At 45.5% G+C, this 20159-nt stretch carries 16 protein-coding genes; 12 read left to right on the top strand and 4 right to left on the bottom strand.

All coding sequences use genetic code 11. The annotated features are described in order from the left end of the window. Positions 1-61: 61 nt before the first annotated feature. From DWB64_RS00320 to DWB64_RS19405, 6 genes are all read left to right on the top strand, one after another. Positions 62-967 (top strand): carbohydrate ABC transporter permease, encoded by a 906-nt coding sequence (locus tag DWB64_RS00320; RefSeq protein ID WP_129486179.1) that lies wholly within the window; start codon positions 62-64, stop codon positions 965-967. Further along, positions 967-1827, top strand: coding sequence for a carbohydrate ABC transporter permease (locus DWB64_RS00315; RefSeq protein WP_129486178.1), 861 nt, complete (start codon positions 967-969; stop codon positions 1825-1827). Before DWB64_RS00320 ends, DWB64_RS00315 begins: the two co-directional genes overlap by 1 nt. Before the next feature lie 54 nt (positions 1828-1881). Further along, positions 1882-4125: a glycoside hydrolase family 65 protein gene (locus DWB64_RS00310; protein WP_206736631.1), complete on the top strand. Its 2244-nt coding sequence runs from the start codon at positions 1882-1884 to the stop codon at positions 4123-4125. Further along, positions 4115-4792, top strand: a complete 678-nt coding sequence (gene pgmB / locus DWB64_RS00305; protein ID WP_129486176.1) for a beta-phosphoglucomutase — start codon at positions 4115-4117, stop codon at positions 4790-4792. The genes DWB64_RS00310 and pgmB overlap by 11 nt, the downstream gene beginning before the upstream one ends. A gap of 85 nt (positions 4793-4877) precedes the next feature. Continuing rightward, positions 4878-6248, top strand: coding sequence for an MATE family efflux transporter (locus tag DWB64_RS00300; RefSeq protein ID WP_129486175.1), 1371 nt, complete (start codon positions 4878-4880; stop codon positions 6246-6248). After that, complete coding sequence (locus tag DWB64_RS19405) at positions 6245-7516, top strand: DNA alkylation repair protein (protein ID WP_243118927.1); 1272 nt, start codon at positions 6245-6247, stop codon at positions 7514-7516. The genes DWB64_RS00300 and DWB64_RS19405 overlap by 4 nt, the downstream gene beginning before the upstream one ends. Positions 7517-7537: 21 nt before the next feature. Here the strand turns inward: DWB64_RS19405 and DWB64_RS00290 are convergent, their stop codons facing one another. Further along, positions 7538-8746 (bottom strand): aspartate kinase, encoded by a 1209-nt coding sequence (locus DWB64_RS00290; RefSeq protein ID WP_129486174.1) that lies wholly within the window; start codon positions 8744-8746, stop codon positions 7538-7540. Positions 8747-8913: 167 nt separating this feature from the next. On the opposite strand from DWB64_RS00290, the gene DWB64_RS00285 reads away from it, so the two are divergent. From DWB64_RS00285 to DWB64_RS00275, 3 genes are all read left to right on the top strand, one after another. After that, entirely contained in the window at positions 8914-9738 is an 825-nt protein-coding gene (locus DWB64_RS00285) for a metallophosphoesterase (RefSeq protein ID WP_164980138.1), read from the top strand. A 124-nt stretch (positions 9739-9862) separates the two neighbouring features. Then, positions 9863-11326: a threonine synthase gene (gene thrC, locus DWB64_RS00280; protein WP_129486172.1), complete on the top strand. Its 1464-nt coding sequence runs from the start codon at positions 9863-9865 to the stop codon at positions 11324-11326. After that, positions 11323-12534, top strand: coding sequence for a cofactor-independent phosphoglycerate mutase (locus tag DWB64_RS00275; protein WP_129486171.1), 1212 nt, complete (start codon positions 11323-11325; stop codon positions 12532-12534). Before thrC ends, DWB64_RS00275 begins: the two co-directional genes overlap by 4 nt. A gap of 58 nt (positions 12535-12592) precedes the next feature. On the opposite strand, the gene DWB64_RS00270 is transcribed toward DWB64_RS00275, so the two are convergent. Continuing rightward, positions 12593-13795: an MFS transporter gene (locus DWB64_RS00270; RefSeq protein ID WP_129486170.1), complete on the bottom strand. Its 1203-nt coding sequence runs from the start codon at positions 13793-13795 to the stop codon at positions 12593-12595. Between the two features lie 173 nt (positions 13796-13968). On the opposite strand from DWB64_RS00270, the gene DWB64_RS00265 reads away from it, so the two are divergent. Both DWB64_RS00265 and DWB64_RS00260 read left to right on the top strand, forming a co-directional pair. Next, on the top strand, positions 13969-15015 hold the full coding sequence (locus tag DWB64_RS00265) for a diguanylate cyclase domain-containing protein (protein WP_164980137.1): 1047 nt from the start codon (positions 13969-13971) through the stop codon (positions 15013-15015). 60 nt (positions 15016-15075) lie between these two features. After that, a complete protein-coding gene (locus tag DWB64_RS00260) occupies positions 15076-15699 on the top strand; it encodes a glucosaminidase domain-containing protein (RefSeq protein ID WP_164980136.1) in 624 nt (207 codons plus the stop codon). Positions 15700-15729: 30 nt separating this feature from the next. Here the strand turns inward: DWB64_RS00260 and DWB64_RS00255 are convergent, their stop codons facing one another. Then, entirely contained in the window at positions 15730-16161 is a 432-nt protein-coding gene (locus DWB64_RS00255) for a hypothetical protein (RefSeq protein WP_129486167.1), read from the bottom strand. Between the two features lie 253 nt (positions 16162-16414). Here DWB64_RS00255 and DWB64_RS00250 point away from each other — a divergent pair, with 253 nt between their 5' ends. After that, on the top strand, positions 16415-18445 hold the full coding sequence (locus DWB64_RS00250) for a methyl-accepting chemotaxis protein (RefSeq protein ID WP_129486166.1): 2031 nt from the start codon (positions 16415-16417) through the stop codon (positions 18443-18445). Positions 18446-18469: 24 nt separating this feature from the next. On the opposite strand, the gene DWB64_RS00245 is transcribed toward DWB64_RS00250, so the two are convergent. Then, the gene (locus DWB64_RS00245) at positions 18470-20128 is read right to left on the bottom strand and encodes a M14 family zinc carboxypeptidase (RefSeq protein ID WP_129486165.1); all 1659 of its coding nucleotides are present in this window, start codon (positions 20126-20128) and stop codon (positions 18470-18472) included. Positions 20129-20159: the final 31 nt, after the last annotated feature.

The following is a 20159-nucleotide window of genomic DNA, read 5'->3' as shown; positions in this document are numbered from 1 at the left end:
TCATCTCTAAGGGTGTGGGTATAACCCACGCCCTTTCTATTTTAAAAAAGGGGTAGCATTTATGAATAGATATACAAAAGACAAACTCATATTCTGGCTATTTCTTGCACCGGCGCTTTTGTCTTTTTTACTCGTCGTAATCGTACCATTTTTCATGGGTCTCTATTATTCGTTTACTGACTGGACGGCGGTGGCAGGAGAAACACCTAATTTTCTTGGTTTTGCGAACTATGCCAATATGTTTTCTGATATTGCGTTCAGATATTCATTTTTAAGAACCTTCCTGTTCACACTGCTCAGTGTCATATCCATCAACTTCATTTCTCTCACATTCGCATTTCTTGTGACTAGGGAGATCAAGTTTAAGAATTTCTACCGGGCGGGATTCTTTATTCCAAATCTGATTGGCGGACTCGTTCTCGGATATATCTGGCAGTTTATCTTCAAAAGCGTTGTTCCGGCAATCGGAGGACTCCTAGGGATAGACTTTATTGAACAGCTTCTGATACTCGCAGAACCCAATTTAACGCTATTTGGCCTGATTTTCGCATTTACCTGGCAGTATGCAGGTTATATCATGATGATCTATATCGCCGCACTTCTAAATGTTCCGCAAGAACTTTTGGAAGCCAGTGAGATAGATGGCGCTAATTTTTTACAGAAACTATGGAATATCACCATTCCCATGATCGCACAGGCATTTACCATCACTTCATTTTTGACGCTGGTGAACTCTTTTAAACAATATGATATCATCATAGCCCTCACCAATGGAGGGCCGGCGGACATCTACCAGGACCATATTGTCAATTCTACAGAACTTTTGGCGGTACATATCTATAATGTCGCCTTCAAATACAATAATATGGCCGAAGGACAGGCAAGGGCGATTGTGTTCTTCATCGTCTTATCCTTTGTCTCGATCGGGCAGGTATATTTCAGTAAGAAAAGGGAGGTTGAGATGTAATGGCCAGAAAAAGAAAAATTATTACGCTGATTTTAACCCTGATCACTATCGTTTTGTTCATCATCACAATGTCTCCGTTTTTCATCGTCATTATCAATTCGGCCAAGGCCTCGCTTGAAATCATCACCAACCCGATTTCAATGCCGGATCACTGGGGACAGTTGGTGGAAAACATCAAAACAATCTGGAGCAAACCTACGATCAGGTATTCTTCGAGTGTTTTCTCATCGGTGATCATCACGCTGTTTTCACTCACTACGATCACCTTGTTCTCGGCAATGGCCGCCTGGGTGCTCGTGCGGACGAAGTCGAAAATATCGACAATTATCTTTCTGTTGTTCTTAAGCGGTCTCATCATACCTTTTCAGGTGGTTATGTTTCCTCTTGTCGCCTTGTTCAGGATTATCAAAGAAACGACAGGTGTGTCCATGCTTAGAACCTATCATGGCATGATCATGGCATATATAGGCTTTGGAGCTCCACTGGCTGTGTTCATGTTTCACGGTTTTATCAAATCGATACCCAAGGAGCTTGAAGAAGCAGCGACGATTGACGGTTGTTCAAAGCCACAGATCTTCTTTAAGATCATCATGCCGATTTTAAAGCCGATTGTCGTGACCATCATCATTTTAAACGGAATCTGGATATGGAACGATTTCTTACTTCCATCACTGGTATTGGGCGTCGGGCAGGACATTCAAACGATCCCCCTTGCCATACGTAACTTCGCAGGGTCGTTTGTTAAAAAATGGGATCTGATCATGACAGCCGTTCTCATGGCTGCGGCTCCTGTAATTGTTGGATTTCTATTCGCTCAGAAACATATCATCAAAGGTATGGTTTCGGGATCGATCAAGTAAAGAACTAGGGCTGCTGGCTTGTCCGGCGGCTCTATGTAATTAATGGAGGTTTTTATGGATGCAAAGGAGTTGGATCAGTCGTCGCTACTGATCGATGAAACATTGTACACGACAGCAAACGGTTATCTGGGAATCAGAGCTTGTTTTGAAGAGGGCTATCCAGAGCAGTTTAAAAGTATTCGGGGGTCCTATATCAACGGGTTCTACGATGAGATCGATATCGTCTACGGTGAAAACGCTTATGGATTTCCACAACATGCGCAAAAGATGCTCAACGTCATCGATCCTCAGGGGATCGAAATCCATATTGACGACGAACGGTTCAGCTATGGATCGGGTACGGTACACAGTACTTTTAGGGAACTGGATGTCGAAAAGGGCTATGCCCTAAGAAAGGTGGAATGGGAATCGTCCAAGGGACATCGACTTGAGATTGGAATCAAGCGGATGGCTTCTTTTCATACCTTGGAGCTCTTTACCATCGATTATACGGTCAAGTCGCTAAACTTCAGTGGAAGGATCGAAGTCAAATCGACTTTGGATGGAAACGTGAAGAATTACACGGACAGCACGGACCCGCGTGTCGCCTCGGGCCACGAGAAGATGCTTCTAGTGACAAGCACGGGGGTACATGAATCGGTAGGAAGCATCACCGCAAAGACCATGCGATCAGAACTGGTGCTTGTCGCCAGCATGTCCCATTCCGTTGAAATGAAATATCTGTCGACCAAAGACACGGTCATTGGAAGTTATGTGACGACGATTGGTGCGGGAGACTCATTCAACTTTGTGAAATATGTCACCTATACGGACTCTATCAGACATGAGGATCTTCTTGAAAAGAATATTGAAATCAATAAGGAAGTCAGATCAAAGGGAGTCGCATTCTATTACCGTGAACAGCAGAACTATCTGGATGAGTTCTGGAACTATGCGCTTGTAGATATAAAAGGGGATAAGGCGGCTGAAGAAGCGCTTCATTACAGCACCTATCAGCTGATGGCATCTGTTGGAAAGGACAAGCATTGTCAGCTGCCTGCAAAAGGACTGACGGGCGAAGGATATGAAGGACATTACTTTTGGGACACAGAAATCTATGCGGTACCTATGATGACGCTCACAAAACCGGACATAGCAAGATCCCTCCTTGCGTTCAGATACTCGACTCTCGATTCTGCTAGAGAAAGGGCAAGAACGCTTGGACACCTAAGAGGTGCTAAAATACCTTGGCGTACGATCGCGGGATCCGAGTGCTCAGGATACTTTCCTGCCGGAACGGCTCAATACCATATCAATGCAGATGTGGCTTATGCGGCTATTCAGTACTATCTCGTGACAAAGGACCTAAAAAGCTTTTTAGAGTTTGCCTTTGAACTGCTACTCGAGACGGCGAGATTATGGATTGAGGTCGGTCATTATTCGAAGGACGGCCAGTTTAAAATAGATGCGGTGACCGGTCCTGATGAATACACGGCGATTGTCAACAACAACTATTATACGAACGCCATGGCAAAATACCACCTCTTATGGACACACACGATCGCAGGACTATTAGCTGAAAACCATCCGTCTGAGATGAAAAAGCTCAGTGAAAGGCTAGACCTGACCAAGGAGGAGCTTTTAGGCTTAAGGCGTGCCTCTGACAAGATGTACCTGCCCTATAAGCACGATGAAAATCTGTGCCTGCAGGACGACAGTTTTTACGATAAGAAGGACTGGGACTTGGAAAACACGCCAAAGGAAAATCATCCGCTACTGCTCCATTATCATCCGCTCACCATCTACAGGCATAAGGTGCTTAAGCAGGCGGATACAGTGCTTGCTCATCTGCTGCTTGACAATGAGAGCGAGGAGTACTTGAAAGCTTCTTATGATTACTATGAAAAGTACACCACCCACGATTCCAGCCTATCGCCATGCATCTACAGCATGATGGCCGCCAGAATAGGTGATACGGAAAAGGCATACAGCTATTTTGTAAAAACCCTTAGGCTTGATCTTGACAATCTGCATCATAATACAAAAGACGGACTTCATCTGGCAAATGCGGGTGGGGCATACATGGGCATAGTCTACGGCTTTGGTGGACTAAGAATTAAATCGGATGGCATCCATTTAAGTCCCGTTCTTCCAAGCAAGTGGGAATCCTATCAATTTAGGTTCAGATATCAGGAAAGTTGTGTGAGGATCTATGTCGGAGATTCAATACGAATCGAAACAGATGCTCCAGTCAGGCTGGTTGTCTATGGCATGGACATAGTGGTAAAAGGAAAGATGGAGGTAGATCGTGTCAGGTAAGATAAAGGCTGTGATTTTTGATATGGACGGTGTCTTGACCGAGACATCCGAGTATCATTTTTTAGCATGGAGAAAACTTGCAGGTGAAATAGGTATTGAGCTTAATCGAGAGTTCAACGAGGAACTTAAAGGGATTTCGCGTTATGAGTCGATGATGAAGATCCTCAAACTTGGGGACAAGGTGAACGAGTATTCGGATAGGGAGATTGAAAAGCTGACCACCAGAAAGAATGAGGATTACAAGGTCCTGATTCAGTCGATCACGCCAGATGATCTTTTAGCTGGAATCCACGGATTACTGGTAGTGCTTAAGCAAAAAGAGATAAAAATCGCAGTTGCTTCAGCATCGTTTAGTGCGCCGATTTTGATAGAAAAGCTCGGTATAGGACGTTTTGTAGACTACCTTGTCGATCCGGGTTCTGTAAGAGGTAAGCCCTACCCCGACATTTTTTTAAAGGCTGCGCGTGAACTCCATGTCGATCCTGAAAGCTGCGTCGGCATTGAGGATGCCAAAGCAGGTGTGGATGCTATTAATGCGGCACACATGTTTTCTGTCGGAATAGGAACCGATGGGGCGCTATCCCATGCTTGTCTTGTTTTTTCTGATACGGAGCAAATCGTTTGGAATGAGATCGAAAAGGTTTTTGACGCATGGAGTGACCGATAAATCAGCAGATTTAATCATAGGGTAAGAAGTGCCTAGCGGCGAATAATCCTGTATAATGGTTAATATCTAAGACACGGAGGTCCCTATGGAAAACCATAAGTTATCCGCAGTACCCATACCCAAACTGATACTGGGTATGTCGATTCCCGTTATCTTTTCGATGATGGTGCAAGCGCTTTACAATGTCGTAGACAGCATATTCGTCTCGAGGGTCAGCGAACAGGCACTTACTGCCGTCTCGCTTGCCTTTCCGATTCAGATGATCATCGTCGCCGCATTTGTCGGACTTGGAACAGGTATCAATTCAAACATCTCAAGAAGACTCGGTGAAGGTAACAGAGAAGAAGCGATATCGGTGAGCGAGCACGGTGTGGTGATTGGGCTCGCGCTCAGTCTTGTGGTCGCCATCATAGGAATCTTGCTCTCAGGCAGTTATTTCACTTGGTTCACAGACGATCTTAGCATCATAAGCGACGGAAAGATCTATGTTCAGATTGTCACAGCCTTTGCCGTGTTTAGAATACTAGGACACACCGGTTCAAGCTCATTGCAAGGTTCTGGAGAGATGATCAAACCCATGGTCGCGCAGCTTATAGGAGCCATCGGAAATATCATTCTCGATCCCATCCTTATTTTCGGCTGGTTCGGCATGCCGGCACTCGGTGTAAAGGGTGCGGCTATCGCGACGATAACAGCTCAACTGTTTTCGATGCTCTATATCTGGTCGGTGATCGCCCGAGGAAAGCAAGAGATAAGACTTGATATGAAAAGGTTCAGATTCAGCACAGTGACGATAAAAAGCATTGTCGCCGTGGGGGTTCCCTCTGCGATCATGCAAGGTTTAGGCTCCGTGATGCTTGGCGGGTTAAACCTGATACTGGCGCAGTTCGGAGAATCAGCGCTTGCCGTCATGGGAGTCTACTTTAAGCTGCAATCGCTTGTCTATATGCCTATTTTCGGTTTGGCTGTGGGAACCATGCCGGTCGTAGGATTCAATTTTGGCGCGAAAAACATCAGAAGAATGATTGCGGCCGTCCGTTTCAGTACGGTTCTTGCTGTCGGATTCATGAGTTTATGGTTGGTGCTTTTTCAACTCTTTCCAAGACAGCTCCTCAGTATTTTCAATGCGACCCCGGACATGTATTCAATCGGTATCGATGCGATGAGAATTGCCAGTGTCATGTTTCCTATGGTCGCAATTACGATTATTCTGAGTACTTCGTTCAATGCGATCGGCAAGGCTCATTTCAGTTTGGCAATTTCATCTGTGAGACAACTTGTAATCTTGCTGCCGGTAGCCTATCTGCTTGCTAAGTCGATCGGTGTGAACGGAGTCTGGTTTAGTCTTGTCCTTTCAGAATGTGTGGGTGTGACCCTGACGGTGATTATTTTTACAAAAGTATATCGAAAGATCAAAGCGTCAAATGAAGAGCTTAAAAGAGGTTTATCCGTATGAGCTATAGAAGATCATCACTAGAGGAAGTCATAGGAAACATACCGGCGGAGCGGTTTTCAATGTATCTGCCCGCTGTCATCGCCATTGAAGAGGCTTTTAAGAAAAAGGACAGGATCATTGTGGCCATTGATGGACGAACTGCAAGCGGCAAGAGCACGTTTGTCGAGTGGTTGTCCGACTACTACGATCTGAACTGCTATCACATGGACGATTTTTATCTTACACAAGACATGCGTACTGAGGAGCGTTTAAGTGAGCCTGGCGGGAATGTCGATAGGGAAAGGTTCGACAGGGAAGTGCTGCTGCCTCTGATCGCTCAGGAGGAGTTCAGCTACGGCCTCTATACCTGCAAGGAGATGAGAATCACTGCGACTGTGCAGGTGAAGAGAAAAGCGCTCGAGATCATAGAAGGAGCCTACTCCCACCATCCTGAGCTTGTCTATGCCTATGATCTGAAGCTCGTATTCTCCATCGATCCCCAAAACCAGATCGACAGGCTTCTGATGCGGGGGGGTGTCGCTTCGATCGACGCCTTCAAGACCAGATGGATTCCCATGGAAGAGAAGCATCTGAGTCAAAACAAGGTCTTTCATTTTGCTGACGTGATCTGCTATGATCTTGTAAAAGAAATGCGAGCCGCCAAGACCGAGGATGCTGAAGCGATGGCCAAGTACCTGAAAAACAAGTTCACCTGTCTGGGACTTAAAAGGGACGAACGGAGCAGGCTTGCAAAGGTGTTCATGAAAGCCGCGAAGAAGTCGAAAACAGTCAACTGGCATTTTGTGGACTACCTCTGGGGAGTAGGGGAAAGGGAATTCCAATATGTCGCTTTGGATTATCTAGATAGCTTGAAAGGTAGCCTTGAAGCTGTCGATATAGGCAGGATCGGGAATCTGGCCGTGCAAAACTCATGGTGGGATTCTGTGGACGGCCTCGCTGTCAATCTGACGGGCTCATTGCTCTTTAGATTCAAAACTGAAATCGAACCTGTCATCAGGGAATGGGCGAGTCATGAGAACATGTGGCTCAACAGGACCAGTATTCTTTGTCAGCTGAAGTTTAAGCAGAAGACAGATTGTGAGCTCTTAGAATATGTGATACTTAGGAATCATGAGACTAAGGAGTTTTTCTTAAACAAAGCGATCGGATGGGCTCTCAGGGAGTACTCGAAAACTGATCCCGAGTGGGTGTCCGCTTTCATCAATAGGCATCGACTTCATCCCCTTAGCATACGTGAAGCGTCAAAATACCTGTCTGTGAACGAATAGTGTTCATAGACAGGTATTTTTTCAGTCGTAAAATAAGGACTCATGAATGGAATTAAGCGCTTTGAGGGAATTTTCAGAAGGAATGAGCACAGACAGCTTAAGCTCTGAAGTGCTGATCATTTCGATATTGATTCCAAGCTCTGAAAGCGTTCCGAAAACCTTTGAGGCCGTTTCGGCACTAGAGAGTATTCCGGTTCCTACGATCGAGATTTTAGCTATGTTTTCTTTGATATCAAGCGAACCGGACATATCGGGACCCTTGAGGAATTCGGTACAGACCTGCTGCGCCTCTTTAAGGTCGTCTCTGGACACAGTAAAGGACATGTCGTTGCGGCCGTTATGGTTGTAGTTCTGTATGATCATATCGATAGCGATATGCGACTTGGCCAGTTGAGAAAACAACCGAAATGCAACTCCTGGCTGATCGGGAACCTCTGAAACCGTCAGTCGGGCGATTTCATCTTCCATTGTTACACCTCTTATCACTACTTGCTCCATAGTCTGTTCCTTTCTGATATGGGTACCGGGAATATTTTCAAACGAGGATCGTACGACAAGATTGACATTGTACTTCTGAGCCATCTCAACAGAACGTGGATGCAGTACTCCAGCCCCCAGTTTAGCCAGCTCCAGCATCTCATCATAATGAATTGCCGTATGTTTTTTAGCCGTTTTCACCTTACGTGGGTCCGCGGAGTATACGCCATCGACATCGGTGTAGATCTCACATAGGTCTGCCGAGCAGGATGCCGCGATCGCAACAGCTGTGGTATCGGATCCACCTCTTCCAAGCGTCGTTATCGCACCTTCTGTCGTAACCCCCTGAAAGCCGGCGATCACGACGATATATCCTTCATTTACCTTATTGAGAATTTTTTTTGAATCGATATCCGTGATGCGGGCCTTCTTATGGTGCATGTCGGTTGTGATGCCTGACATGCCGCCTGTCATCGATATCGCCTGAACGCCTAATCCCTTAATCGCCATGCTCATCAGAGCGCAGCTCATCTGTTCTCCGGTGGACAGCAGCATATCCATCTCGCGGGGATCCGGCGAGTCGTTGACACTCATGGCTTTGTCGATTAGTTCATCCGTAGTATGTCCCATCGCAGAGACAACGATGATCAGATCGTCACCAGCTTTCTTCTGCTCAACGAGTTGATTTGCTATGAGTTTGATTCTTTCCGGTGTCGCTAGTGATGTTCCACCAAATTTTTTTACAATTAGCATCGTGGGATCGACCTCCTTCGAGACGTCTTCGTGTTGAGGACGTATGTCTTTGATTGATAGACTAACACAGTTTATATCGATTCGCAAGTTTAATTATTAATGTCACTTTGATTTAAGGAGCCTTTAATACGTTTATGATAGACTTATCCTCAATAGGAGGATCAAGTATGATGAAAAGAAAGCAACTACTGTTTATAGTAGCGATACTAAGCGTTCTGCTGATCGGTTCCGCGCTTGACCGGCAACCGGTCGTCAAAAACTACAAGGTGACCCTTGAGTCGTTAAAGGACAAGCAGCTACGAATCGTACAGATTTCGGATCTGCATAGTACGAATTACGGAATCGGGCAGACCCTATTGATAGAGATGGTGATAGACGAAGCACCCGATTTAATTGTGATGACCGGAGATATCTTTGATGATATTGTACCCAATGATTCGACAGTTACCCTACTGGATGGCATAAAGAGGGTAGCTCCGATAATCTATGTCACTGGAAACCATGAGATTTGGTCGGATGACCTTTCTACAAAACTGGAGCTTTTGACAAGTAGAGGGGTGCATGTTCTGCATGACACCGATAAGGTGATCGTCATCGGTGAAACCCTAGTCAGGGTCGTAGGTTTTGATGATCCCTATGCCAAAGGCTATCTGTTTGACGGCGACAAGTCCAAGCTGTCATTCGAAAGTAAAGATACACCCGTGGATCTGACGATCCTACTTAGCCATAGGGCGGAGCTTGTCGATGTGTATAAGAGTTTTGACGCGGACCTATCGCTCTCAGGTCACTCCCATGGCGGTCAAGTCAGGATCCCGTTTTTAATCAATGGGCTCCTTTCGCCCAACCAGGGGTGGTTTCCGGAGTATGCGGGCGGGGTATATAAAGTTGGGGAGCTTAGCCATATCGTCAGTAGGGGGTTGTCGATCAATGAAAGACTACCAAGAATTTTCAATCCTCCAGAACTGGTCGTCGTGGATGTAAGCGGACACTAGGATGGGGCATGGATACATATTTCTTGAATTTGTCACACGCTCTTGTATAGATCGGCCACTTGTGTTATCCTAGGACAAACAATTCGCGGACACGTGTCTTCAATATACGGACAGAGGTGATTATATGAACTACTGTAGCACAAGAAACAATGCGCTTGAATTTACATTTTCACAAGCGGTACTGATGGGTCTTGCACCTGATGGCGGCTTGTTTGTGCCTAAGGCGCTTCCGACATTCGACTTTGAGGATGAGCGCTGGTCGGCCTTCACTTATCAGGAAACGGCGTTTGAGGTTTTTAAAACCTTCATGTCCGATTTTAGCGAGGATCAGCTATCAAGGTGTATTTCAGCGGCATATGATGATAAGTTCGATGAGCAAGGGATAGCACCTGTCAACCATGTCGAGGAGCTAAACCTATTGGAACTCTTTCATGGAAGGACGCTCGCTTTCAAGGATTTGGCACTTTCCATTCTTCCGCACTTGATGCATGAAGCATCGAAAATTCAGGGAAACCGAAACAAGATAGCGATCTTGACAGCGACGTCCGGCGATACAGGCAAAGCTGCGCTTGAAGGATTTTCGGATGCGGTTGGAACTGAAATCATCGTATTCTATCCGCGAGATGGAGTCAGTGAAATTCAGAAACTGCAGATGAAGACACAGACCGGTTCCAATGTCCATGTATATGGCATCAACGGCAATTTCGACGACGCACAAAGACAAGTGAAGAGGATGCTTACAGATGAGTCATTCGCACAAGGTCTTATAAAAGAAGGTGTACAGCTTTCGTCTGCCAACTCGATCAACATAGGTAGGCTTATCCCTCAAATGGTGTATTACATCCACGCCTACTTTCAAATGGTATCTGCCGGTAAGTTACGCGCCGGTGAGCCGCTTAACGTTTCTGTTCCAACTGGAAATTTCGGTAATATTCTGGCTGCCTATTATGCTAAAGAGTGCGGTCTTCCCATTGGCAAGCTGATGTGCGCATCCAATCAGAACCATGTCCTGACAGAATTTTTCGACTCGGGAATCTATGACACGCATCGGGAGTTCCACTGTACGATTTCTCCTTCGATGGACATCTTGGTTTCAAGTAATTTGGAACGATTCCTATATCAGATAAGTGAGGGGGATTGTCTGAAGATTGAAAGGTGGATGGGAGACCTGCACAGAACAGGTAGCTTTAAACTGGATAAGTCGATGCTTAAGGAAGACTTTTATGCGGGATTTGCAAGTGATGAGGAAACTAGGGAGGCGATCAGTAGCGTCTTTTCCACTCATGGATATATGATGGATCCTCATACGGCAGTCGCTTATCATGTGACAAAGAAGGAGCCTGCATTTTTAAAAGAACCCTTATTGATTGTTTCAACAGCAAGCCCCTTCAAGTTTAGCGAAGCGGTGCTGGAAGCCATCGAAGCAGACTCCGATGGATCGATCAAGACCCTATCGGAGATCATGGCTCAACCGGTTCCAAGTCAGATCGCCTTACTTCACAAACAGCCTATCTTGCACGACACGAGCTGTGAAGTGGAAGAGATGCAGGTGGTGGTAAGGGATTTACTTATGGAGGTGAAGTCATGAAATACGTTGTTGTACTAGTCGATGGCATGGCCGACTATCCCATAAAGGAGCTTCAGGATCGCACCCCTCTTGAGGTCGCAGATATTCCCATGATCGACCTTATGGCAAAGCATGGAGAAATCGGAATGGTTCAGACGGTACCTGTGGGAATGGCACCCGGAAGTGATACGGCAAATCTCGCTGTCATGGGTTATCCACCTCGTCAGTATCATACAGGCAGGTCCCCACTCGAAGCCGCGAGTATAGGCGTGACACTGAAAAACACGGATGTGACCTTCCGATGCAACCTAGTGACACTCGCGGGATCGGGAGCCTATGAGACCAAAAAGATGGTAGACCATTCTTCAGGCGATATCACCACTGAAGAAGCTGAAATTCTATTGAGTGCGGTGAAAGAAAGATTTGAAACGGAGGACCATAAGTTTTATAAGGGGGTCAGTTACAGACACTTGCTTGTTTGGAACAATGGAACCACTCAAGTGGAACTGACACCTCCGCACGATATACTTGAAAAGGAAATTCGCGACTTTTTGCCAAAAGGCGAACTGAGCGATTGGATAAGGGACATGATGATCGCTTCATTTGATGTTCTTGACAACCATCCGATTAACCTAAAGAGGAAAGAACGAGGATTGAATCCTGCAAACAGCATATGGCTCTGGGGAGAAGGTGTAAAACCCCAATTGGACAATTTTTATGATAAATACGGTTTGAAAGGGTCAGTTATTTCTGCAGTGGATCTGATCAACGGCATAGGAATACTCGCAGGACTGAGAGTGATCAGTGTTAGTGGTGCGACAGGAACACTGCACACCAACTTTAAAGGAAAAGCACAAGCAGCTATCGATGCACTTATGGGGGGAGACGACTATTGTTATATTCATCTTGAAGCACCTGATGAATGCGGTCATCAAGGCGACCTCGAGGGCAAGATAAAATCGATAGAGCTGATAGATGATCAGGTGGTCAAGCCCATCGTAGATGCTTTAAAAGATGCTGATGAGGACTTGAGGATGCTGATCGTACCTGACCATAGAACGCCGATCGCACTCAGAACCCATACCTCAGAACCCGTGCCATACGTTTTATACGACAGCAGAAGTAAGGAAGTTCATGAAACGAACGCCTTCTCAGAAACCGCCGCGCAAAAGTACGGAAACTTCATCCCAAGCGGCCCCGAACTCCTCAACAAACTCCTACAAAAATAAAAAAAGGACTGGAAGCCAAGCTTCCAGTCCTTAATCCTTTAATCAACAATCCCAAATCTTAAATCTTCACCTTCACCGCCACAAACAAGTTCACAAGTGAAAGGGCTGCTGTCAGGTAAAAGATGTACTCCGGACCCCACGCTCCCCAAATGACACCGCCTGCGACAGCACAAAGGATCGAAACGATGTGGTCGAGACTGAGTCCTAGGGACAGGGTGGGCATGATGTCCGATTTTTCGACTGCGATCTGCCTTAGGTATAAGGTACGGATCATTCCCATCTGATTGGACATCCTATCGATGATAAAGATGCCGTAAGCGATCAGTACAGGTAATCCCACCTTATCGAGGGTACCATTCGAAAAACCGGCGCTGATGAATCCGTATACAAGGTAGACTCCGATAAAGGAAAGGGCATCGGCGAATAGCAGTTTCTTCGTACCGAACCGATCAATCCATGCGCCTAGCTTTGGAATGAAGAACATGCCGATAAAGGAGCCTATGATTCCTAAGATCGCCAGTGTGTCCGCTTTCTTATCCAAGAGCGAAATAAGCACCCAAGGACCATAGACGAGCATGATCTGCTTTTGAACGCCATACATGACGACGAGAGTGTAGTAGTACTTATATTCTTTTCTAAACACAAAATTGATACGCTTATCCGTCTTTATGGGATCATGGACAAGACGGTCGAGAACGATGAGAAAGACCACGGCGATTAGTGAAATGCCGGCAGATACGACGAATATCCACTTTACTCCCGTATCGAAGCTGAAAACATCAAATCGAAAACCGACGAAGATGATGGCGCTTGCGATCATTGCGAATGCGGTCTGGATCCCTTTATACTGACCCATTTGTCTTCCGGCGTTCTCGGTGGTGATAAGGGACATGCCGATACTGTCTTGAAGGGGCATGTTCAAGTGATGTCCGGCGGAATTGATGAAGATGAAAATGAGCATCACTCCAAAAGGAGGGGTGACAAGACCCAGGGTCATCACTCCGACAATGGCTAGTAGTTGGGCGATGATCGAAAGTCGGATATCGGAAAATCGAGATAAAAGGGCGATGAAGATGATCGCCAGAACGCCAGGTGTCTCCCTAGGAAACTCAATTAGTCCTCTTTGGTAAGCGCTTACATCGTAGACTTCCTTAAAGTAATTGGACAACACGCCGCTGGTGAGTCCGAATCCTAAAGCCGAAAAAGCGACAATCGCTAAGAAAATCTTGTATGATCGTGGTAATTTGCTATAAGGTTGCATCATCATGTCCTTTCGTATTTTGACTAGTAGTATCATAACATAATTTCGATACCCGAAAAAGTCGAAGAAAATAAATTGTAGGAAATCCTACTAAAATCATGATATTACCCGATAATTCTAGTAGAATAGAGGTGACGGACCACTCATGCGACCCGTTGAAAGGAGTATCCACTATGCTTGAACGAGATATCTTAAGGGATCCGATGACGAAGCTTAAAAGCTATTATCAGTTTATTGAAGAAGACTTCAAGGGCTTATTCGGCACGGCGGGTTTCTTCATCCTGTTTGATATGGCGGAATTTGCTGTTTTCAATCAAAAATATGGCAAGGACGAAGGGGATAGGGTTCTGGTCAAAGTCTCCATGATCCTAAAACGGGCGATAAATCCGGTTCATATCTATCGAATGGAAGGCGATGCATTTTTAGTGGTGCTGAGTGGAGTCGATAAATTGTCCGTAGGAATCATAAAAAAAAGAATCATGCAGCATTTCAGTGAGCTACAGGCGGAGTACCTGGAAGGTGAGATCAGCTTGAATTACGCCCTTTATGAGTATAAAGAGCCGATAAAAAGCCTCGCCGAGTATTATTCGATCATTCTCAGTGAAGAGAGCTGTCAATATAGCGACAAGTTTAAAAGTAAGCGGCTGATAGAACATATCGTAATCGGTGTGACAAACCGTCTTAAGGAATCGGTGTCGTATTACAATGACATCTGTAAGTTCGCAGTCATGGACGATATGACAAAACTGAGCAATTCAAAGGCGGCAAAAAACTACCTATCCAGAATGCGCCTCCATCAGCCTTTTGCGATCGCCTTTATCGATGGTGACGGATTAAGTAAGTTCAATGCGATCAGTTATGATATGGGAAACGATGTGATCGCCCACCTCGCTCAGGTGATACAGTCTTCTGTGAGGGTGGATGACCATGTGTTCAGATGGCTTTCGGGAGATGAGTTTCTGATTGTCTTCCATGGGGTTACGTATGAGCAAAGTCTCGCCCTTAGTGAACGTGTGAGGTCGAATATTGAAAAGAGCGGGTCCTATAAGGTGACCGCTTCCTTGGGGCTGGTTCATTATCCTACAGATGACGATTCTGTCGAAGGGCTGCTAAAAAAAGCGGAAAAAGCCAATAGGGCTGCCAAACGTCTGGGTAAGAACCGGGTGGTGAGCTGGAGTCAAGTGGTTGAAGAGGAACAGACCTATGTCGAAATCACCTGATGCGTTCGATATGAGCCGCTGAGAAGTGAAAGAATTTTGTGAATGGATGGTGGGCAAGTTATGATAAAATCTGTCAATAGACACATACCGATCAATTCACCTATGGGTGGAAAATCAAGTTATGCGTCGACAAAAGCGCGGTTTGAGCAGATTCTCAAGCAAAACCTGAAAATCGACACCGGGCACAAAGGGAAAAACCTTGGTGGAACCCTTACAGGGATAAGCTCGGTGGTTAATACTTATGATGCAGTGGAGGACCTGAGAGCCTCGAGTGGCGACAGTGTGAATCTTATAAATGAAGCCTTAAAGGACACACCCATGCAGGGTCTCGGACAAGCCTTTAAAAACGCCGAACTGAAATATGGAGTGAACGCGGTTGTGCTTGTGGGTATCGGAATTCATGAATCCGCTTATGGCAAAAGCAGCATCGCTAAGAACAAGAACAACCTCTTCGGATTCATGGCTTATGACGACAGTCCGTTCAAGTCTTCAAAGACTTATGGTTCCATGGTGGAGAGCATAGAGGATGTGGCCAAGCTCCTGAGTGAAAAATATCTGTCGGAAAACGGGAAATACTATGAGGGAAAGACGCTTGACGATGTTGGAAAACATTATGCGACAGACCCGTCATGGTCTGAAAAGGTAAAGAAAACCATCCTTAAAATAAATAATACGCAAGTCTAGAACAGGGTTCTGACTTGCGTATTATTTATTTTATAGGGAGAGTTCGTTTTGTTCAGTCAAAAGAGCGTTAACAGCAATGATGTCCTTTTGATGGATCAGCCCGTAAATGAGGACAGCGTCGCGCGGGATTTTGGCGTAGAGCTCGAGCTTGTTGGCGCTCTTTAGCAGATGATTTGTCGATTCAATATCCAGGCTCATGCCAAAAGCGAGCTGGATGATCTTATCACGCGAGGGTGCTCGCGTGCCGTTGAGTATCTGATAGCAATATGATTTTGCGATCTGGGATCTTGTGATGATGGTGCTGATTTCATAGGGACAGATCGCCAGTAGTTTTCTGAGTGCCAGTTTGAAATGGTCAAGTCCCAAGAAGTCCTTATGTTCTGTGATGAAATCCTCGTAAGAGTCATTGGCGCCTATCGCATCGACTAAGACATGCGTATCTACGATATCTGTTTTTTTCATCTAAACCTCCCCGGATACTCTGATGATAGTTATATGTAAATTTTAACATAATAAACCACGAATCCGAGGGAATATTGTCGTAACAAGGCAATATGTTAACAAAATGTAATCTTACATATCGAAATATTTGATTGATTCGTACTGGTATTTGATATAGATTTTACTAAGTGCATTATTAATAGTTTTACATAATTAGAATGCTGAGAAAACTTTGAAGTATCATTCGAGATAGAGATATTTGAGGAGGAAGCATATGTTTACCAAAATGATCCGAAGCATGAAAATCAGAACTAGGCTGATTGGGTTAATGGCAGTAGCCACTTTAGTCAGTGCGGTACTGATCGCAGGTGCGTTAGTATCAATAGAGGACATTTCAAAAAGTGTCGATATGCTTGAGCATACTAATGAAGCGAACAGATTCTTGGCAGTCGCTAGAGTCAGACAGTCGCTGTATGAGCTCGAAGAAGACGACCAATATAGAACAGGCACACTTCAACAAGTGGATCTGAGTATTCAAAGCGTTGAAGAGTTAAAGAAACTACTGGTAAAACAAGCGGACCTCGATGGAGCTGATGAAATCATCACTCAGCTCGAGGAGTATAAATCCGCATTCAATCACTTTTCTGAGGTGCTAGCTAATATGAACGCAGCTACTATCAAGATGACAAATGTTGAATCAGAAGCTTCTTTTAAAATAAATGAGGCACTGGTCTCACAGGCGACAGCGCTTAACATGGGCGATGACAGCCTTGCAAAAAGCAATTTTGGATCCTACAGAAACCTGCAGACAGCAGAGAGGCTTATCGGTGATGTTAGAAGGTTCATCGCAGCCTATATCATTGAACCTACAGAAGTACGTGCGACAGCTGTAGTGAACAATGTGGCGGACGCGCAGAGCTCAATGGAACTCATCAAGGTCAGGATCAAGGATAGCTCGACACAGTCGAAGGTTGAAGCCGCAATAGCAGCCCTTGATACCATGAATGAGACCTTCAGCCAGCTAGATGCTCAGATAAAGGATTTGGAAGCCACCAAAACAGAGATGCGTTCATTGGCACAGCAAGTCACTGACAACTTGAGTCAGAAGAAAGATATGATTGTCAAGAACGTCGAAATGGTAAAAGCAAATGCAAGAACACAGCAGATCAGCGTGTTTGTCATCGCACTACTGGCAAATACCATCTTCTTCCTTGCTGTCTACTTCAGCATAAAAAATCCGCTGTCGCAAATGAACAAGGCGATTTCTGCATTCAGCAAGAATGACCTGACTGTCAAGTTCGACCAGACGGGCAAAGATGAGCTTACAGAAATCGGAAAAGCATTGACCGTCGTGCAGCAGAACCTGCAGTCTATCATGCAAGGTGTGATCATGGAAGCGCAGACGCTTGCCGACATCGTCACAGAAACAAAAGAGAATATCGCGACACTTAACTTTGCGATTGAAGATACTTCAGCGACGACAGAGGAGTTGTCTGCCGCAATGGAGGAAACCGCAGCGTCTACGGAAGAAATGAGCGCGTCTGCGACAGAAATCGAAGCGTCGATTGAAGGAATCGCTGTTCAGGCAAATGGAGGTCTTGTACTTGCAAGAGAAGTGAAGCAACGTGCGGACAACCTGATGGAAACAACCTTGGAAGCTAAGAATAAGACCAGCCTTGTCTACGAAAAAACACAAGCCGAGCTGGCAAGTGCGATCGAACAGTCAAAAGCTGTAGACGAGATCAATGTCCTGTCTGAGGCGATTCTAGCGATCACAGAGCAGACCAACCTCTTAGCTCTAAACGCGGCTATCGAGGCTGCAAGAGCAGGAGAATCTGGAAGAGGGTTCGCTGTGGTAGCTGAAGAAATCAGAAAGCTCGCTGAAACCTCGAAGAACACTGTGGTAAAGATCCAGCAAGTATCAGGAACCGTTATCGGATCAGTGAGCCAGCTTGCCGACCGATCGAGGGAGCTGCTTGATTTCCTAGACCACCAGGTCATGGGCGATTACGACAGTTTTGTTCAAACAGGTGAGCAATACGCGGTTGATGCGAGTCAGTTCGAAGTGATGCTTACAGAGTTTACTGAAACCTTTAGAGCGCTCTTGCTTGCGAATACGGAATTGATGCAAGCGATTGGAGAAGTCACCCAATCGACTACGGATAGCGCAGAAGGCACATCATCGATTGCAGAAAAAAATCTTGATGTTCAAGATGGATCAAATAATGTGATGAAAGGCGCCGACCAGGTAGAGGCGACTGCAAAAGGACTGCATGACATGGTAAGCGTGTTTAAAGTCGAATAAATAAGTAAAAAGAAGCTGTGAACCTTAGTTCGCAGCTTCTTTCTTTATATAGGCCTCAAGCAGCCGGTCGTAGGTCGTGCGTGTGAGTTTTTCAGGAAGTACTTCAAGCCTATCGACATAGTTCATCTGTAGGGCATGCTGTATCGCCTTATAAGACCACATGGAGGCATAATTGTATAGTGGGAGCCATGGACCATCTGTTCTTATGCCAAGCATCTGATCATATCTATAAAGGATCACAAGGGCTTCTTCTGTAGTAATGGGTCGATCAGGATAGAACTTTCCGCTGATAGAATCTGTAATCAGTCCCATTTCAAACGCTTTTGTTACAAAGGAAGACCCGCAATCTGAAAAATGAGGTTCCAAGGACTCTAGTGAAGGTACGGTTGTACGTATAAGCGCTTCCACAAACTCTTTTCTTGTTATCAGGTCAGATGCCCTAAAAGTAGGTTGGCCATCACCTGTTACGATGATTCCGCCTTCAAGCCCTGCGATGGCGCTTGCGTATTCAAGGTTCTGGAAATCCCGGACATAGACGTCGTTTTGATAAAGCCTGTAAGGGTAATAGCCCAATTGGTTTCCATGACTGGCAACGAGATAGGGGATGTTGACCACTTCTAAGAACACTCGATTGTAGATGTCTTTATCTGAGGTGTGGTAATTCTCATCACTAGAGAGCGTTTCAATCGTGATACTCGGCTTTTGAAGCATGTTGCTGACGTAATCTCCAAGATATCCGCTGGACGCCTCAGAGTATCCCGTGCCTGCAATCTGATAGCCGGTTGCCTGGTGGATGATCTTGGCGAACTTGAAGTTTTCATCGTTGAAGCTCTGATCATGCATCCAATATCGCCAGTAGATGATGTTTCCGCGACTGTGGAAACTGATGACACTTCTAAAATCGTATTTTGAAAGGTAGTCGGTGAGTGCTTTCGTTTCAGGTTCACTGCCGGGAGCCGCTCCGAAATAGTAGGCAAGTGAAGGAGCTCGTGAGATGAAGCTGTTGTTCTTTTTCGACCAGATAGCTATCCACTTATCTTGAAGCTTGTCGTAGTAGGTGTCGACGAAGTTTCGGTTGAGATCGACACCGTTTAGGTTTGACTTTAAAAGTGAAAAGTGATTGGTTCTCATTATGGAGATCGCCTTGTCGCCTCCTTGTTCACTTAAGGCGCTTGCACCAAACTTTGAGAGGTCGAATCCGTCAGGATTTGTGAGCACCACAAAATGCAGTACGCTTTCTCTTAACAGGGATTTGACCGACAGGGCGGGCAAGTAGTCGGTAGTTTCAATGTCGATCAGATAGGACTCAGCCACTTTCAATAGGACGATTGGATTGACCACTTCTCTCGCGTGGGTTCCAGCCTCGAAGAGATAATGCTTCCGTGTGGTATGGAAGGCCTGCGGGTTATTACGGTATACGGTCGAATCGGCTGTCAGAACTAGGCTGTAGATCGGAGTGCCATCCAGAGAGTATCCGATAATTTCAGCAGAAGCCCACTCGGGATAGTCCGAAACCAGCTTAAGAATCGATTCGTTGATTTTTGAGGAATCGTAGCGCATCTGCACCTCAAAATCAAGCGAGGGCTCAAGTTGTCTCAACTCACCTGCATCTGCAAAGATGATCGAACCGCAAAATAAAAAGAGCAATGACAATAGCTGTACAAAGCGTATTTTAGTTTTCATCGAAACCTCCTTTTATCTGCTTATACCCATT

Origin of the sequence: Fusibacter sp. A1 (assembly GCF_004125825.1) — a bacterium.
GTDB lineage: Bacteria > Bacillota > Clostridia > Peptostreptococcales > Acidaminobacteraceae > QQWI01.
The sequence above is the reverse complement of the archived record's forward strand: the minus strand, read 5'-3'. Positions and strand labels throughout refer to the sequence as shown.

What these genes read in the sequence shown, in the direction of transcription:
- DWB64_RS00320 (WP_129486179.1), top strand. Translation starts at nt 62, where the DNA reads ATGAATAGATATACAAAAGACAAACTCATATTCTGGCTATTTCTTGCA.
- DWB64_RS00315 (WP_129486178.1), top strand. Translation starts at nt 967, where the DNA reads ATGGCCAGAAAAAGAAAAATTATTACGCTGATTTTAACCCTGATCACT.
- DWB64_RS00310 (WP_206736631.1), top strand. Translation starts at nt 1,882, where the DNA reads ATGGATGCAAAGGAGTTGGATCAGTCGTCGCTACTGATCGATGAAACA.
- DWB64_RS00300 (WP_129486175.1), top strand. Translation starts at nt 4,878, where the DNA reads ATGGAAAACCATAAGTTATCCGCAGTACCCATACCCAAACTGATACTG.
- DWB64_RS19405 (WP_243118927.1), top strand. Translation starts at nt 6,245, where the DNA reads ATGAGCTATAGAAGATCATCACTAGAGGAAGTCATAGGAAACATACCG.
- DWB64_RS00290 (WP_129486174.1), bottom strand. Translation starts at nt 8,746, where the DNA reads ATGCTAATTGTAAAAAAATTTGGTGGAACATCACTAGCGACACCGGAA.
- DWB64_RS00285 (WP_164980138.1), top strand. Translation starts at nt 8,914, where the DNA reads ATGATGAAAAGAAAGCAACTACTGTTTATAGTAGCGATACTAAGCGTT.
- thrC (WP_129486172.1), top strand. Translation starts at nt 9,863, where the DNA reads ATGAACTACTGTAGCACAAGAAACAATGCGCTTGAATTTACATTTTCA.
- DWB64_RS00275 (WP_129486171.1), top strand. Translation starts at nt 11,323, where the DNA reads ATGAAATACGTTGTTGTACTAGTCGATGGCATGGCCGACTATCCCATA.
- DWB64_RS00270 (WP_129486170.1), bottom strand. Translation starts at nt 13,795, where the DNA reads ATGCAACCTTATAGCAAATTACCACGATCATACAAGATTTTCTTAGCG.
- DWB64_RS00265 (WP_164980137.1), top strand. Translation starts at nt 13,969, where the DNA reads ATGCTTGAACGAGATATCTTAAGGGATCCGATGACGAAGCTTAAAAGC.
- DWB64_RS00260 (WP_164980136.1), top strand. Translation starts at nt 15,076, where the DNA reads ATGATAAAATCTGTCAATAGACACATACCGATCAATTCACCTATGGGT.
- DWB64_RS00255 (WP_129486167.1), bottom strand. Translation starts at nt 16,161, where the DNA reads ATGAAAAAAACAGATATCGTAGATACGCATGTCTTAGTCGATGCGATA.
- DWB64_RS00250 (WP_129486166.1), top strand. Translation starts at nt 16,415, where the DNA reads ATGTTTACCAAAATGATCCGAAGCATGAAAATCAGAACTAGGCTGATT.
- DWB64_RS00245 (WP_129486165.1), bottom strand. Translation starts at nt 20,128, where the DNA reads ATGAAAACTAAAATACGCTTTGTACAGCTATTGTCATTGCTCTTTTTA.